The organism is Pseudomonas sp. HN8-3 (assembly GCF_020790195.1).
In the GTDB taxonomy this organism is placed as follows: Bacteria; Pseudomonadota; Gammaproteobacteria; order Pseudomonadales; family Pseudomonadaceae; genus Aquipseudomonas; species Aquipseudomonas synxantha_A.
Window position 1 is genome coordinate 492,419 of the sequence record NZ_CP086206.1, and the last position, 15,652, is coordinate 508,070.

Here is a 15,652-nt window from a genome sequence, read left to right on the forward strand (position 1 = left end):
GGCTCCTTGGGGGTGGCTATGGGTTTCAGGACTTACGACGAACAACTAATCTCCAAATGCTTACCCCAATCCGGCGGCCGTTGCGCGTACTGCTCCATCCCCGCTTGCTCTTCAAACGGCCTGGTTAGCACTTCATGCAGCCGTCGCACTTCGCTGTAGTCGCCTGATTCGGCGGCGGCGATGGCGTTTTGGGCCAGGTAGTTACGCAGGATGTAGAGCGGGTTCACCGCATGCATCCGCTCACGGCGCTGTTCCTGGGTGAAATCCCCGTCCCGCGCAACGCGGGCCTTGTACCGCTCGGCCCAGGTATCAAACCCGGCCAGGTCGACAAAGTCGTCACGTAGCCGCGTCACGGCCAGCGCCGCGGATTCATCGCCCAGGCGTCGGAAGAACAGTGTGTAGTCCACGCCGCTGTTCTGCATCAGCTTGAGCAAGTCTTCCACCAGTTTCTGGTCATCCTCTTCAGCGCTCGTGAGCCCCAGCCGGCGGCGCATCAGGTCCAGGTAGTGGGCCTGGTAGAACGGCAGGTACAGGCCAAGTGCCTCCTTCAAGGCATCAACGCTGATGAACGGCGTAAGCGCCTGGGCCAAGGCGCTGAGGTTCCACTGCCCGATAGGCACCTGGTTGCTGAAGGAGTAGCGCCCTTCATGGTCGGAGTGGTTGCAGATGAAGTGCGCGTCAAAATCATCGAGAAACGCGAAGGGCCCGAAGTCGAAGGTGATGCCCAGAATCGACATGTTGTCGGTGTTCATCACCCCGTGGCAAAAGCCATAGGCCTGCCACTTGGCGATCATTTCGGCATTGCGCTCGACGATTTCGCGGAACATCGCCAGGTACGGCTCAGGCTGCTCGCGGCACTCGGGGTAATGCAGGTTCAGCACGTGTTCGGCCAACTCGGCCTGCTGTTCGGGCTTCTTGGTGTAGTAGAAGTATTCGAAATGCCCGAAGCGGATATGGCTATGGGCCAGGCGCAACACCATGGCGCCACGTTCCTGTTTCTCACGCCAGACCGGGGTGCTGGAGCCGATCACGCATAGAGCGCGGCTGCTGGGGATGCCCAGCGCGTGTAACGCTTCGGAGGCGAGGAATTCGCGGATCGAAGAGCGCAATACCGCACGCCCGTCGCCCATGCGCGAGTAAGGTGTCATCCCCGCGCCCTTGAGGTGCAAATCCCAATGCTCGCCGGCCTCGTTGTAGACCTCGCCCAGCAACAACCCGCGGCCATCGCCCAATTGCGGGGTGTAGCCGCCAAACTGATGCCCCGAATAGACCATCGCCCTTGGTTCGGCTTCGGCCCACAGCTTGTGGCCGCCAAACAGTTCGGCAAACACGGGCGTTTCAGCCACCGCCGGGTCGAGGTCGAGCAGCGTCATGGCGGCCTTGCTGGCCACCACCAGGCGCGGTTCGTCCAGGGGCTCTGGCAATACGTGGGTTGAGAACGCGTCGCCCAGGCGTGCGAAGCGGTTGTCGAAGGTCAGTTCGTCGAGGGCTTTCACCGGCCATCTCCAGCAGAATGTCCGAGCATTCTGCTGGGGACAGGGCGTTTAGTCGAGTTTGCTCGGTGGCGGCTCCGGCGCATCCACCACTTTGCCGGCGGGTGGCTCTGGTGCGTCGGGCTTGTCGACGGGCTCGACGATGGTCTTGCGCTCATCCTCGGCCGGCACCAGCTTGTATTCCTGGCCGTGGAGGTTTTTCAGGTAGATCTCCATCTGCCGGAACGAGATGTTGATGTGCTGTTTCTTGAACTCACGGTTGATAAAGCGGTTGACCTCGTCGAGCACCGGGTTGCGGTCGCCGAGGTCGCGCACATGCATGCGCAGCTCGTGGTCCAGGGTGCTTTCGCCGAAGTTGAGGAAGTACACGTGGGGTTCGGGTTCTTTCAGTACCCGCGGGTTTTCCCGTGCGGCTTTCAGTAATAATTCCTTCACCAGGTCCAGGTCCGAGCCGTAGTCCACCCCGAGTTTGAGGGTCACGCGAGTGATGGTGTCGGTCAGCGACCAGTTGATCAGTTGCCCGGTAATAAAGGTCTTGTTCGGGACAATGATGTCCTTGTTGTCGAAGTCGGTGATGGTGGTGGCGCGAATGCGGATCTTGCTCACTGTGCCCGATAGGTTGCCGATGGTGATGGTGTCGCCAATGCGCACCGGGCGTTCGAACAGGATCATGATGCCGGAGATGAAGTTGGCGAAGATCTCCTGCATACCGAAGCCCAGGCCCACCGACAGCGCCGCAACCAGCCATTGCAGCTTGTCCCAGCTCACGCCGAGGGTGGACAGGGTGGTGACAAACCCTACGCCGGCAATGATGTAGGACAGCAAGGTGGTGGTGGCATAGGCGCTGCCTTGGGCCAGGTCCAGCTTGGACAGCACCAGCACTTCCAGCAGGCCGGGCAGGTTGCGCGCCAGGGCGAAGGTGATGCCGATGATGATCGACGCGCCGAGCAGGTCGCCGATACTGATGGGTACCATGCTGATATTGGTACCCGTACCGCTGGTGTATTCGTACAGGGTGACGTTATCCAGGTACGAAAACACCGAGATCAGGTCCGACCACACCCAGTACAGCGCCGCGATAAAGCCGCCGAGCAAGGCCAGGCGGATCAGGCGCATGGACTGTTCGTTGACCTGTTCGATGTCCAGGGTCGGCTCCTCGATCACCGTTTCGCCATCACCGGCTTCCTTGGCGGCCTGGCGTTTGGCCAGGGCGCGGGCATAGGCCAGGCGCCGGGCGGCCACGCCGAGGCCGCGCACGAAGGTGGCTTCGATCACCAGCCAGAACATCAACAGGTACAGGGTGTTGATCAGCCGGTCGCTGAGTTTCAGGGCGGTGTAGTAGTAGCCAAAGCACACGGCGATGAACAGCGCGATCGGCAGGGCGGTGAACACCAGCCCGATGGCCTTGCGAAACAGCGAGGCCTTTTCATGGGTGGGGCTGTTGAGCAGCAGGCGACTCAGCAGCCACGCCATCAAGCCATAGCAGGTGAGCACCACGGCAATGCCCAGCACGTCTTCGGCCAGTGCCGCCGGTTGGTGTTCGGCAATCGCCACCACCGCCACCAGGGCCAGTACCACCAGCCCGAGCTTGCGTATCCAGCCCTGGAGGAACTGGACCTGAGGTTTCTCCCAGCGAAAGTGCAGTTCGGCCACGCCGCCCGGCGCAAGGATGCGGTAGGCGGTGTAGAACACCAGCCACGCCTGGGCGATCTGCAGCAGGGCCGAGCCCAGGTTGGCGTTTTGCCCGCGGGCGTCGATCTGCAAGGCATAGCCGCACAGCGCCAGGCCCAGTGACACCGGCATTGCCAGCAGGATATTGATCAGGATCGCCTGCGGCGTATGCCACTGGCTGTCGCGCTTGAAGTGACCGATGTCCAGGTGGACCTTGTTCAGGCGCTGATACAACGCCTTGCGCCGCCACAACAGCGCGCCGAGCAACAGCAGCAGCGGCAGGAACAGCAACGGGCGCTGGGTCAGGCCGTCATACAGTTCGCTGACACTGGACGCCCAGGGCAGGGTGGCGACTTGCTTGCTCAGGTGCGCCGGCACGGTTTCCAGCCATTCGGTGTCCAGCGGCTTGTTGCTCGGGATCCAGAACATCTGCTCATCAAGCGTCGCGCGCAGTGTAGTGGCGGTGCTCAACAGTTGCTTCTGGTTCAGTTGCAGGGTGATCGATTCGTTCAGTAGCGCACTCAGCTCGCGGCTCAGGCGCTCCAGAAGGTCGCTGCGGGTGATCGCCAGTTCCAGCAAGGTGCGACGCAGTTGCGGCGTGACTTCGTCCGGTGGCTGGTTGGCCAGCAGGTTATCCACATAGGCGCTGGGGGAACTGATCAGCTCACGCTGCTGGTTGACCTCGAACTGGTACAGGCGAATGTTGGCGATATCGTCGGCCAGGTCGCGGTCGACGGTAAGGCGCGGCAGGGCCTGTTTTTGCTTATACAGAATCTTGGAAAGCAGCAGGCTGCCCTTGAGCACGTTGATCTGCTCGTCCAGGGCCGAATCGCTCTGGTTGACCGTGTCCAGTTGCTGCTTGGTCTGCAGGTTCTTCTGGGTCAGGTCATTGAGACGGTCAGTGCTCTTGAGCAGGTAGTCGGACAGCTTCAGGTTGTCGGCGCTTTCCTTGGCAAGGATGCTGCTGCCCCCGGCTTTCTGGGCTTCGATGGACTGTTGCGTCACCGTCTGCTGGGACTGGGCCAGGCGTTTCTGGTTGATCAGGGTTTGCAGGTCCTGGATTTCCTGCTCCAGGCGCGCGGTTTTTTCCTGGATCAGGTCGTGCTGGCTGTTGCCCAGGTCTTGCAACTGGCTGTTGCCGGCCAACTCCTGGCGACGCAGCGGGATCAGCGCATTCAGGGCCGCCAGTTCAGCGTTCAACTGGTTGCGCTGGTCGCCGCTGAGGGCTTTGCCGTTGTCTTTGCCCAGCTTGAGCGTGGCGTTGATCTGCTGGATGCGCGTCTGGCTGCTGCTGATTTCGGTTTGGGCGCGCTCGGGTCGGGTCTGGGCGGCGATGGTCAGGCTGTTGGCGTCGGCCAGCTCTTTTTGCAGGTCGCCTTGCTGGGTGCTGCGTTGCACCAGCAATTGCTCAAGCTGCGGCACGGGCAGCGAGGCGTAGCGTTGGGCTACCGGGATGATTTTGGTGGCCTTGAGCCGGGCCAGCTCGCGCTGGTTGTCGGCGGTCTGGCGTGGGGCCTCTTCCAGCTGGCGCTTGAGATCGGCCAGGCGCTGCTCGTAATCCTGCTGGTTCGCCAGGTACGTCAGGGTCTGCTGCAGGATGCCCTGCAACGCCTTCATGTCAGCGTCGGGCAGCTTGCGGTCGGGCAGTTTATCCAGGGTTTGCTGGATGGCGTCGGCGCTGGGCGGGTCGGCAGCGTGAACGGCGCCGACGCAAAGGGTCAGGCCCAGCAGGGCAGTGGCGATAAAAGTGCGCAGGGTTGGCATAGAGACCGGTCTTGCAAGGTGAAGAATCGGGGCGTTGTTGCCCCGCAGTTTAGAGGAAGAGTCCGGGGCCGGGGCGACTTCCTTCGGGGAATCTGACGCCGACTTTGCCAATCTTGTTCCCGTCCATGACCGCGACAGTCCAGATGGTGTTGTTCCATTCCACCTGGTCGCCCACCACCGGTGCACCGCCGACCTTCTGGGTGATGAAGCGACTCAGCGGCATGTCCGGGTCGATACCCTCGAGCTTGAGCCCGTACAAGGCCGAAACCGCGCCCAGCTGGGCGTCGCCTTCGAGCACGAAGTCGCCGAAGAAGCGCAAATCGAGGCCCCGTTGCGGTGCCTGGCTGAACAGTTTGCCCAGGGCCGGCAGGTTGTGTTCATGGCCGATCACACAGAGCAAATCATCGACTTCCAGCACGGTACTACCCGACGGATGGAGCAGTTGCTGGCCGCGAAACAGTGCAGCGATGCGCGTGCCTTCGGGCATTTTCAGCTCGCGCAGGGCCGCGCCGATGCACCATTTCTCGGCGCCGAGGCGGTAGACGAACAGCTCCCACTCGCTGGTGACGTGCACTTCCAGGGCTGCGCGTGAAATCGGTGCCGGGTCCGGTGGTACGGTGACTTTGAGCAACTTGGCCACCCACGGCAGGCTTGTGCCCTGCACCAGCAGCGACACCAGCACGATAAAGAACGCCAGGTTGAAGTACAGCTGCGCATGGGGCAGGCCGGCCATCAGCGGGAACACCGCGAGGATGATCGGCACCGCGCCGCGCAGGCCGACCCAGGCGATAAAGGCCTTTTCGCGACCGTGGAAGGCCTTGAACGGCAGCAGGCCAACCATCACCGAAAGAGGCCGCGCAAACAGGATCATCCACAGCGCCAGGCCCAGCGCGGGCAGGGCGATGGGCAGCAGGTCATGGGGCGTGACCAACAGGCCCAGCACCAGGAACATGCCGATCTGCGCCAGCCAGGCCATGCCATCGAGCATATGCAAAATGCCATGGCGGCTGCGCACCGGGCGGTTGCCAATCACCAGGCCGCACAGGTACACGGCCAGGAAGCCGCTGCCGTGCAGGGCGTTGGTCAGGGCGAAAACGAACAGGCCGCCGGCGATTACCAGAATCGGGTACAGGCCGTTGGCCAGGTTGATGCGGTTGACCAGCTGCAGCATCAGCCAGCCGCCGCCCAGGCCCACCAGGCCACCGATGCCGAATTCACGAATCAGATGAGTCAACAGGCTCCAGTGCAGGCCGGTCTGGCCGCTGGCGAGCATGTCGATCAGGGTGACGGTAAGGAACACCGCCATCGGGTCGTTGCTGCCGGATTCGATTTCCAGGCTGGCGCTGACCCGTTCGTTGAGGCCCTTGCCGCCCAGCAGCGAGAACACTGCCGCGGCGTCCGTTGAGCCAACGATGGCGCCAATCAGCAAGCCCTGGATGATATTGAGGTCGAACAGCCAGGCCGCCGCCATGCCGGTGAGGCCGGTGGTAATCAACACCCCCACCGTGGCCAGGGACAAGGCCGGCCACAGCGCCACGCGGAAACTCGCCACCCGTGTGCGCAAGCCGCCGTCTAGCAGGATCACGGCCAGGGCGAGGTTGCCCACCAGGTAGGCAGTCGGGTAGTTATCGAAAATGATACCGCCGCCATCGACACCGGCGGTCATGCCCACGGCCAGGATGATCACCAGGATCGGGATGCCCAGGCGGGACGAAAGGGAACTCACCAGAATGCTCGCACTTACCAGCAACGCGCCGATCAAGAACAGGCTGTTGATGGTCGTCGCATTCAAAGGCAGTACTCCAGAGCAGGGAAGGCGGGGCGCAAACTGACCATGCAGTCTGCGTGCCAGCGATTCTAACCTGTTGAATTGCTGCGCTGTCAAAAAGCTTTTTCTGAATTTTTGCAGAAGCAAATGTGGGAGGGGGCTTGCCCCCGATAGCGGTGGGTCAGCCGCAGATAAGTTGACTGATATACCGCAATCGGGAGCAAGCCCCCTCCCACATTTTCAAGTGCCGTCAGTTAGAGACGGAAGCGGCCTACCATCCCATTCAGATCCACTGCCAGGCGCGACAATTCGCTGCTCGCGGCGCTGGTCTGGCTGGCGCCCGTAGCGGATTGCACTGACAGGTCGCGAATATTCACCAGATTACGGTCCACTTCCCGCGCCACCTGGGCCTGTTCTTCCGCCGCGCTGGCGATCACCAGGTTGCGCTCGTTGATCTCGACAATTGCGGTGTTGATGGTGTCCAGCGACATGCCCGCGCCCTTGGCGATGTTCAGCGTCGATTCGGCCCGCTCGGTGCTGTTTCGCATCGAATCCACTGCGTGCTCAGTACCCGTCTGGATACTGCCGATCATGCGCTCGATCTCGCTGGTGGATTGTTGCGTGCGATGGGCCAGCGCTCGCACCTCGTCGGCCACTACGGCGAAACCACGTCCGGCTTCCCCGGCGCGTGCGGCTTCAATCGCCGCGTTCAGGGCCAGCAGGTTGGTCTGGTCGGCCAGGCCGCGAATCACGTCCAGCACTTTGCCGATATCCCGCGATTCATTGGCCAGGTCGCCAATCAGGGAGGCGGTGGCCTGCACGTCAGCGCTCATGCGTTCGATGGCGCTGACGGTTTCCTGCACCAGGTCCCGACCATCACCGGCAGAGGTGGTGGCGTTGCGCGAAGCTTCGGAAGTGCTCACGGCGTTGCGTGCGACTTCTTCAACGGCGCTGGTCATCTCGTTGACGGCGGTGGCGGCTTGTTCGATTTCGTTGTTTTGCTGGGTCAGGCCACGGGCGCTTTCGTCGGTGACGGCGTTCAGCTCTTCGGCGGCAGACGCCAACTGAGTGGCGGAGCCGGCGATGCGTTGCAGGGTATCGCGCAGTTTGTTTTGCATCTTGGCCATGGCGGCGAGCAGGCGGCCGGCTTCGTCGTTGCCGTCTACGGTGATCGGGCGCGTCAGGTTACCTTCGGCCACTTCTTCGGCGGCTTCAAGGGCACGGGCGATGGGCAGGGTGATGCTGCGGGTCAGCAACCAGGCGAACAACACGGTCAGCGCCGTGGCAACCACCAGCAGGCCCACCACCAGGTCGAAGGCCATGTCGTATTGGTCTTTGGCTTGCTGGTTGGTGGCGTTGGCGTCGTCGTTATTGATATCCAGCAAGCGGGTCAATACGGCGTTGACTTGCTCGGAGTTGCTCAGCAACTCGGTGTTCAGCAGGCTGCGCAGCTCGTCAATCTGATTGGCGCGCGACAGGCTCTTCATGCGCTCTTCAATCTGGCGGTACTGGCCCAGCAGGCGCACGTATTCGTCGTAGGCGTTGCGCTCTTGAGTGCTGGTGATCAATTTTTCGTAGATGCCCTGGGCCGTGCGAATCTGCTGATTGCGCAACTCGAAGGCTTCCAGAGTCTTTTGCTGTACATCCGGCTCGCGGTTGGTCAGCAAGCGGTACGACAGCACGCGCAGGCGCAGGGTCAGTTGGGTGAATTCGTCGAGGGCACGAATGCTTGGCACGCTGGCTGAGGTGATGTCTTCGGTGGCTGCGCGAATCTTGCTCATCTGGTTCAGGGCGAACACACCCAGCAACAACATCAGGGCGCCAATAAACGCGAAGCCGAGGAAGGCCCTCGGGGCGATATTCATATTACGAAGAGACATGCTGGAATCCTGGGGGGAAGCGCGATCCGTGCGGCCATGAGACGAGGTGTGCCTGCGTTATCGGCCCTGCGACTAAAGTCTTAAGGGGCTGCGCGCTTTTGTCGCATCTGACGAAGGGTTGGGGGCATTGGAGGAACCAGATCGGGTAATTGCAGTCACTAAGGCTCGAAAGTGCGGCCCGGCCCCGATAAATCGGGCTGCACGCCGGGGATATCCCTGGCATCCGAGGTGAATTTTCTTTATCGTCACCGCCCTTTTAAAAGCCCGGGAAATCAAAATGTTAGAAGCATCTCTCAGCCAATTGGAACAACTGGTCAGCGACCTGGTACAGCAGAATCAAGAGCTGCTGGGCAGCAACGAATCCCTCAAGGCCGAACTGGCTCGCGCCAAGGATGAAAACGACAGCCTGCAACTGAACCTGATGGAGCAGGAAGAAAAGCACGGCGCCACCGCCGCCCGCATCCAGGCCCTGGTTGAGCGTGTGAGTGCAGGGCCTGTCAGCGCATGAATGAGGGGATAAAGGTCGTTTCGATTCTCGGAGAGGATTACTCGATCAAGGCACCGGCCGGCGAAGATCAGACCCTGATGCATGCCGTGACCATGCTCAAGGCTTCCCTGGCGGTTACCAAGAAAAAGTACCCGACCCTGATCGGTGACAAATTATTGGTACTGGCCGCGCTGAACCTGTGCGCCGAGCAGATCGAAATGCAACAGGCTCACCAGCAGGAACTCGACCGTTACCAAGAGCAAGTCAGCGCCACGGTCGAGGTGATTGCCAAGGCGATCCAGCCTTAGAACCACTCATCCTGCATCCCCAGGCACGTATCGTCGCGTGCCTCCAGAATTGCCAGTTCGTGATGGCAGCTCGGTACTTCCCAGGTCAGGAAGTACCGGGCGGCCTGGAGCTTGCCCTTGTAGAAGGCCGCATCGGCCGCCTCACCCTTGGCCAGCCCTTCTTCAGCGCGGATCGCCTGTTCCAGCCAGCGCCAGCCGATCACCGTATGCCCGAATACTTTCAAGTACAGCGCCGAGTTCGCCAGGCTGCTGTTGACCTTGCCCTGGGCGAGATCCGTCAGCAGGCCAATGGTGACGCCTTGCAGTCGATTGACCAGTTGCTCCAGCGGCTCTCGCAGTGCCGTAAGTGACGGGTACTTCTGCGCACGGGCCCCGGTCTCGGCGATCAGGCGAATCAATTGCTTCAAGCCGGCGCCGCCGTTCTGCGCCAATTTGCGCCCAAGCAAGTCCAGGGACTGGATGCCGTGGGTGCCTTCATGGATCGGGTTCAAGCGGTTGTCGCGGTAGTACTGCTCCACCGGGTATTCGCGGGTGTAGCCGTGGCCGCCGAGAATCTGGATCGCCAGTTCGTTGGCCTTGAGGCAAAACTCCGACGGCCAGGATTTGACGATGGGGGTGAGCAGGTCCAGCAGTTCGTGGGCGTGCTTGCGCTCGGTGTCGGTTGCCAGGGTGGTGGTGTCGTCAAACAGTCGGGCTGAGTAAAGGCCCAGGTCAAAGGCGCCTTCCACATAGGCTTTCTGGGTCAGCAACATGCGCTTGATGTCGGCGTGCTGAATGATCGCCACTGGCGCGGTGCCTGGGTCTTTGCTATCGGGCAGGCGACCCTGGGGCCGTTCGCGGGCGTAGTCCAGCGAGTAGAGGTAGCCGGCGTAACCAAGCATCACCGCGCCCATGCCCACGCCAATGCGTGCTTCATTCATCATCTGGAACATGCAGCTCAGGCCCTGGTGCGGTTTGCCCACCAAGTAGCCGACGCAGTTGCCGTTATCGCCGAAGTTGAGCGCCGTGGACGTGGTGCCGCGCCAGCCCATCTTGTGAAACAGCCCGGCCAGCAGCACATCGTTGCGTTCGCCCAGGCTGCCGTCATCGTTGACCAGGAACTTGGGCACGATAAACAGCGAAATGCCCTTCACGCCCGCGGGTGCGTCCGGCAATTTGGCCAGCACCATATGCACGATGTTTTCCGACAGCGAGTGGTCGCCACCGGAGATGAAGATCTTGTTGCCTTTGAGGCGATAACTGCCGTCAGCCGCCGGTTCTGCGCGGGTACGAATATCTGACAGCGAGGAGCCGGCGTGGGGCTCGGTCAGGGCCATTGTGCCGAAGAAGCGCCCGTCGATCATCGGTTGCAGGAAGCGCTGTTTCTGCTCCTCGGTGCCGAAGCTTTCGATCAGATTGGCGGCGCCCATGGTCAGGAACGGGTAGGAGGTCGATGCGGCGTTGGCCGCTTGAAAGTGGGCGAAGCAGGCTTGGGACAGCAAGGTCGGCAGTTGCATGCCGCCTGCTTCGAAACTGCGGGCTGCGTTGAGGAAACCGGCCTCCAGGAAGGCGTCTACGGCGGGTTTGACTTCCGGGATCAGGATCGCTTGGCCGTTCTCATAACGCGGTTCGTTTTCGTCGTTCTTGCGGTTGTGGGGGGCGAAGTACTTTTCGGCGATGCTGCGCGCCGTGCTGATCGCAGCGTCGAAGGTTTCGCGGTTGTGTTCGGCAAACCGCTCACGCTGGGTCAGGCCCTCGGCATCGAGGACTTCGTACAGCTCGAAAGCCAGATTGCGGGAACTGAGCAGCGTCTCGGACATGGCGGACTACCTTTGAAGGAATTGGCCTGAGTCTAAGCGCGTGAATAGAGGCTGGATAGCAAGATTGATCTGGGTGATGGAAGGGCAAAACGCAGGCAGGGAATTGAAATGCAGTCAATGTGGGAGGGGGCTTGCTCCCGATAGCAGTGTGTCAGTGTCCAATGTGCTGACTGACACTCCGCTATCGGGAGCAAGCCCCCTCCCACAGGTTTTAACCGATAGTCATCAGGCTGGCGTTACCGCCTGCCGCTGCGGTGTTGACGCTCAACGCCCGCTCGATCACCAATCGCTCCAAGGCAATGGCCGTCTCACCCTGAGACATACCATGCACCCCAACAATCGCCCCACCGCGCTGCGCCACTTGCTGGCACACCGCACGCAATTGGTCGGAATCACCGTGATGCAGCACGGCGTCAAACACTACGTCGTCCTTGGTCCAGTCGGCCACGCGCTTGATCTTCGCCTGAATGTCTCGCGGCAGGCGTGGGAACAGGGCCTTGGTCAGCTCAGTTTCCGGCCATACCGCCGAACCGCCGACGGCCAGCACTGCCGCCAGTTGGGTCAGCAGATCGCCTTCCACTTCAGCCAGGCACAGCACGTGTTCACGCGGCAGGATCGCGTAGCTGTTGCGCTCACCGGTCGGGCCGGCCAGTTGGCGGGTGATACCGCTTTGCGACTGCGCTGCGAACTGCGTGCACAGTGCGCTCAGTTCGCTGAACTTGTGGCTGTCGGCCCAGGTTTTCAGGGCGGTCAGCGGTTGGCTCATGGCGTCGCGCAGACGTACGTCCGGTGCAGTCAATGCGTCGCCACGTACGAAGGATTGCTCGATCGCGTCGGTAGGACGAGTCGACAGCAGGCGGTACAGGTACAACGGGCCGCCGGCTTTCGGGCCAGTGCCCGACAGCCCTTCGCCGCCGAACGGCTGCACGCCGACCACGGCACCCACGATGTTGCGGTTGACGTAGACGTTACCGGCGTTGACGTTGTCGATCACCTTGGCGATGGTCTCGTCGATGCGGGTATGCACGCCCAGGGTCAGACCGTAGCCCGACGCATTGATCTGGCCGATCAACTGGTCGATCTCTTTACGCTTGTAGCGCACCACGTGCAGCACCGGGCCGAAGATCTCGCGTTGCAGCTCGTCGAAGCTTTCCAGCTCGATCAGGGTTGGCATCACAAAGGTGCCGCGCTTTATCTCTTCGCCATCGGCAATTGCAACCTGATAAACGTTGCGGCCTTTGTCGCGCATGGCCTGGATGTGTTTCTCGATGCCGGCCTTGGCTTCGGCGTCGATCACCGGGCCGATATCCACCGACAGGCGTTCCGGGTTGCCCAGACGGCATTCAGCCATGGCGCCCTTGAGCATTTCGATCACGCGGTCTGCCGAATCTTCCTGCAGGCACAGTACACGCAGGGCCGAGCAGCGTTGGCCGGCGCTGTCGAAGGCCGACGACACCACGTCGATCACCACCTGTTCGGTGAGCGCCGACGAATCAACGATCATCGCGTTCTGGCCACCGGTTTCGGCGATCAGCGGGATCGGGCGACCCTGGGCATCCAGGCGCCCGGCGACATTGCGTTGCAACAAGCGAGCAACTTCGGTGGAACCAGTGAACATCACGCCTTTGACGCGATCATCACCCACCAGTCGGGCACCGACGCTTTCGCCTTGGCCGGGTAGCAGTTGCAGCACGCCCTCGGGAATGCCGGCTTCGAGCAGGATGCGCACGGCTTGGGCGGCGACCAGCGGGGTCTGTTCGGCAGGCTTGGCCAGTACCGGGTTACCGGCGGCCAATGCCGCAGCCACCTGGCCGCTGAAGATGGCGAGCGGGAAGTTCCACGGGCTGATGCAGACCACCGGGCCCAGTGGGCGATGGGCATCGTTGGTGAAGTCGTTGCGCGCCTGCACCGCGTAGTAACGCAGGAAGTCCACGGCTTCACGCACTTCGGCGATGGCGTTGGCGAAGGTCTTGCCGGCTTCACGGGCCAGCAGGCCCATCAGCGGCTGGATCTCGCCTTCCATCAGGTCGGCGGCACGCTCCAGAATCGCGGCGCGTTCGGCGGGCGGGGTGGCCTGCCAGATCGGCGCGGCGCTGATCGCGCACTGGATCGCGTTGTCGACGTCTTCGACGGTAGCTTCCTGTACGTGGCCGACCACATCCCGCAGGTCGGACGGGTTCAGCACCGGTTGGGCCGCTTCCTGGCTGGAGGCGCAACCGAGCATCGGCGCGGCTTTCCAGTTGTTGTGCGCGGTAGCCAGCAGGGCGCAGGACAGCGACGCCAGACGGTGTTCGTTGGCCAGGTCGATACCGGCCGAGTTGGCGCGGTCGCTGCCATACAGGTCACGCGGCAGCGGAATACGTGGGTGCGGCAAGCCGAAGCCACCTTCCAGCGTAGCCATCTGCTCGATGCTGGCCACTGGATCGGCCACCAGCTCCTGAATCGAGATCGATTGGTCGGCGATGCGGTTGACGAACGAGGTGTTGGCGCCGTTTTCCAACAGGCGGCGTACCAGGTAGGCCAGCAGTGTTTCGTGGGTACCGACCGGCGCGTACACACGGCACGGACGGTTCAGCTTGCCTTCGGAAACCTTGCCCACCACTTGTTCGTACAGCGGTTCACCCATGCCGTGCAGGCATTGGAACTCGTACTGGCCGGGGTAATAGTTCTGACCGGCGATATGGTAGATGGCCGACAAGGTGTGGGCGTTGTGCGTGGCGAACTGCGGGTAGATGGCTTCCGGCACCGACAGCAGTTTGCGTGCGCAGGCAATGTAGGAAACGTCGGTGTACACCTTGCGGGTGTACACCGGGTAGCCTTCCAGGCCCTCGACCTGGGCGCGTTTGATTTCGCTGTCCCAGTACGCGCCTTTTACCAGGCGGATCATCAGACGATGGCGGCTGCGGCGGGCCAGGTCGATGACGTAGTCGATCACATACGGGCAACGCTTCTGGTAAGCCTGGATCACAAAACCGATACCGTTCCAGCCGGTCAGTTGCGGCTCGAAGCACAGACGCTCCAGCAGGTCCAGGGACAGTTCCAGGCGGTCGGCTTCTTCGGCGTCGATGTTCAGGCCGATGTCGTATTGCTTGGCCAGCAAGGTCAGCGACAGCAGGCGCGGGTACAGTTCGTCCATCACGCGCTCGTACTGCGCACGGCTGTAGCGCGGGTGCAGGGCGGAGAGCTTGATGGAGATGCCAGGGCCTTCATAGATCCCACGGCCATGGGAGGCTTTGCCGATGGAGTGAATGGCTTGTTCATACGATGCCAGGTACTTCTGGGCATCGTGTTCGGTGAGGGCGGCCTCACCGAGCATGTCGTAGGAGTAGCGGAAGCCCTTGGCTTCGAACTTGCTCGCATTGGCCAGGGCTTCGGCGATGGTTTCGCCGGTGACGAACTGTTCGCCCATCAGGCGCATGGCCATGTCGACGCCCTTGCGGATCATCGGCTCGCCGCTTTTGCCGATGATGCGGCTCAGGGAGGAGGTCAGGCCCGCTTCGTTGTGGGTGGCGACCAGTTTGCCGGTCAGCAACAGGCCCCAGGTGGCGGCGTTAACGAACAGCGACGGGCTGTTGCCCAGGTGCGGCTGCCAGTTGCCGGTGCTGATCTTGTCGCGGATCAGCGCGTCACGGGTGCCTTTGTCCGGGATGCGCAGCAGCGCTTCGGCCAGGCACATCAGCGCCACGCCTTCCTGGGACGACAGGGAGAATTCTTGCAGCAGGCCCTGGACGATACCGGCACGGCCGCCGGCGCTCTTCTGGTTACGCAGTTTCTCGGCAATGGTGGCAGCCAGCTTGTTGGTGGCTTCGGCCATGTCTGCCGGCAGGCGTGCCTGCTCGATCAGCATCGGTACCACTTCCGGTTCCGGGCGACGGTAAGCGGCGGTGATCGATGCGCGCAGTACCGATTGCGGCAGGATGCTTTCAGCGAACTCAAGGAAGCACTGGTGGGCGTGGTCAGCCTGGATCTCGCCCGCGTCTTCGGCGTCCTTGCTGCTCAAGCCATTGAGCTCGGACAGGGTTGCACCACCCTCGAGTTTCTCCAGGTAATTGAAAATTGCCTGCTTGATCAGCCAGTGCGGCGTGCGATCAATGGAGGTCGCGGCGGCTTTCAGGCGCTCGCGGGTTGGGTCGTCGAGTTTGACCCCAAGGGTGGTCGTTGCCATTTTCTTATCCTCATGGGTGCCACTACCGAGTGGCATCTGCTGGCGGCAAGATTAGCTTTGCCCATGCAGAGGTGCAACCGGGTGCAACCCTTTTGTTCAGGAAATTTTCGACGGTTGATCGGAAAAAAATTGGCCTTCGACAAAATCCGCTCGGCATTGGTGCGTTTGCTTCTGAGATCGGCTGTTCTTGCTCCGAAAAGGAGCAAAAACACGGCGTTTGTCCTAAATCACACCTGGGTGCAACTTATTCGCAAGAAACTGGTTGCACCTTATTTGCTTTGTTGAATAGCATTCGCGCACCAAGGTGCAACCACCTC

Annotated in this window: 8 protein-coding genes and 1 pseudogene; 2 read left to right on the forward strand and 7 right to left on the reverse strand. The window is 61.7% G+C overall.

Annotated features, from left to right (window positions below; translation table 11 throughout):
- Positions 1-32: 32 nt before the first annotated feature.
- The 5 genes and pseudogenes from selO to LJX92_RS27050 all read right to left on the reverse strand — a co-directional run.
- A complete protein-coding gene (gene selO, locus LJX92_RS02190) occupies positions 33-1,496 on the reverse strand; it encodes a protein adenylyltransferase SelO (RefSeq protein WP_032878278.1) in 1,464 nt (487 codons plus the stop codon).
- Between the two features lie 48 nt (positions 1,497-1,544).
- Complete coding sequence (gene mscK, locus LJX92_RS02195) at positions 1,545-4,928, reverse strand: mechanosensitive channel MscK (RefSeq protein WP_103733925.1); 3,384 nt, start codon at positions 4,926-4,928, stop codon at positions 1,545-1,547.
- A gap of 49 nt (positions 4,929-4,977) precedes the next feature.
- Entirely contained in the window at positions 4,978-6,720 is a 1,743-nt protein-coding gene (locus tag LJX92_RS02200) for a potassium/proton antiporter (RefSeq protein WP_005784108.1), read from the reverse strand.
- Between the two features lie 230 nt (positions 6,721-6,950).
- Positions 6,951-7,823 carry a methyl-accepting chemotaxis protein gene (locus LJX92_RS27045; protein ID WP_372804090.1) on the reverse strand — a complete coding sequence of 291 codons (873 nt, stop codon included), beginning with the start codon at positions 7,821-7,823 and terminating at the stop codon, positions 6,951-6,953.
- Positions 7,824-7,853: 30 nt separating this feature from the next.
- A pseudogene (locus LJX92_RS27050) lies at positions 7,854-8,576 on the reverse strand (MCP four helix bundle domain-containing protein); the annotation flags it as partial.
- A gap of 277 nt (positions 8,577-8,853) precedes the next feature.
- On the opposite strand from LJX92_RS27050, the gene LJX92_RS02210 reads away from it, so the two are divergent.
- Positions 8,854-9,084 carry a hypothetical protein gene (locus LJX92_RS02210; RefSeq protein ID WP_003187970.1) on the forward strand — a complete coding sequence of 77 codons (231 nt, stop codon included), beginning with the start codon at positions 8,854-8,856 and terminating at the stop codon, positions 9,082-9,084.
- The gene (locus LJX92_RS02215; protein WP_032878275.1) at positions 9,081-9,371 is read left to right on the forward strand and encodes a cell division protein ZapA; all 291 of its coding nucleotides are present in this window, start codon (positions 9,081-9,083) and stop codon (positions 9,369-9,371) included. The genes LJX92_RS02210 and LJX92_RS02215 overlap by 4 nt, the downstream gene beginning before the upstream one ends.
- Here LJX92_RS02215 and LJX92_RS02220 read toward each other — a convergent pair.
- Both LJX92_RS02220 and putA read right to left on the reverse strand, forming a co-directional pair.
- On the reverse strand, positions 9,368-11,170 hold the full coding sequence (locus LJX92_RS02220) for an acyl-CoA dehydrogenase (protein ID WP_228309266.1): 1,803 nt from the start codon (positions 11,168-11,170) through the stop codon (positions 9,368-9,370). The two genes, LJX92_RS02215 and LJX92_RS02220, sit on opposite strands and share 4 nt — an antisense overlap.
- Before the next feature lie 211 nt (positions 11,171-11,381).
- Entirely contained in the window at positions 11,382-15,335 is a 3,954-nt protein-coding gene (gene putA / locus LJX92_RS02225; protein ID WP_103733923.1) for a trifunctional transcriptional regulator/proline dehydrogenase/L-glutamate gamma-semialdehyde dehydrogenase, read from the reverse strand.
- Positions 15,336-15,652: the final 317 nt, after the last annotated feature.

Bases quoted from the DNA above. Each gene is read 5' to 3' on its own strand.
- putA (WP_103733923.1), bottom strand. From the start codon at position 15,335: ATGGCAACGACCACCCTTGGGGTCAAACTCGACGACCCAACCCGCGAG.
- LJX92_RS02220 (WP_228309266.1), bottom strand. From the start codon at position 11,170: ATGTCCGAGACGCTGCTCAGTTCCCGCAATCTGGCTTTCGAGCTGTAC.
- LJX92_RS27045 (WP_372804090.1), bottom strand. From the start codon at position 7,823: ATGGCCAAGATGCAAAACAAACTGCGCGATACCCTGCAACGCATCGCC.
- LJX92_RS02215 (WP_032878275.1), top strand. From the start codon at position 9,081: ATGAATGAGGGGATAAAGGTCGTTTCGATTCTCGGAGAGGATTACTCG.
- mscK (WP_103733925.1), bottom strand. From the start codon at position 4,928: ATGCCAACCCTGCGCACTTTTATCGCCACTGCCCTGCTGGGCCTGACC.
- LJX92_RS02210 (WP_003187970.1), top strand. From the start codon at position 8,854: ATGTTAGAAGCATCTCTCAGCCAATTGGAACAACTGGTCAGCGACCTG.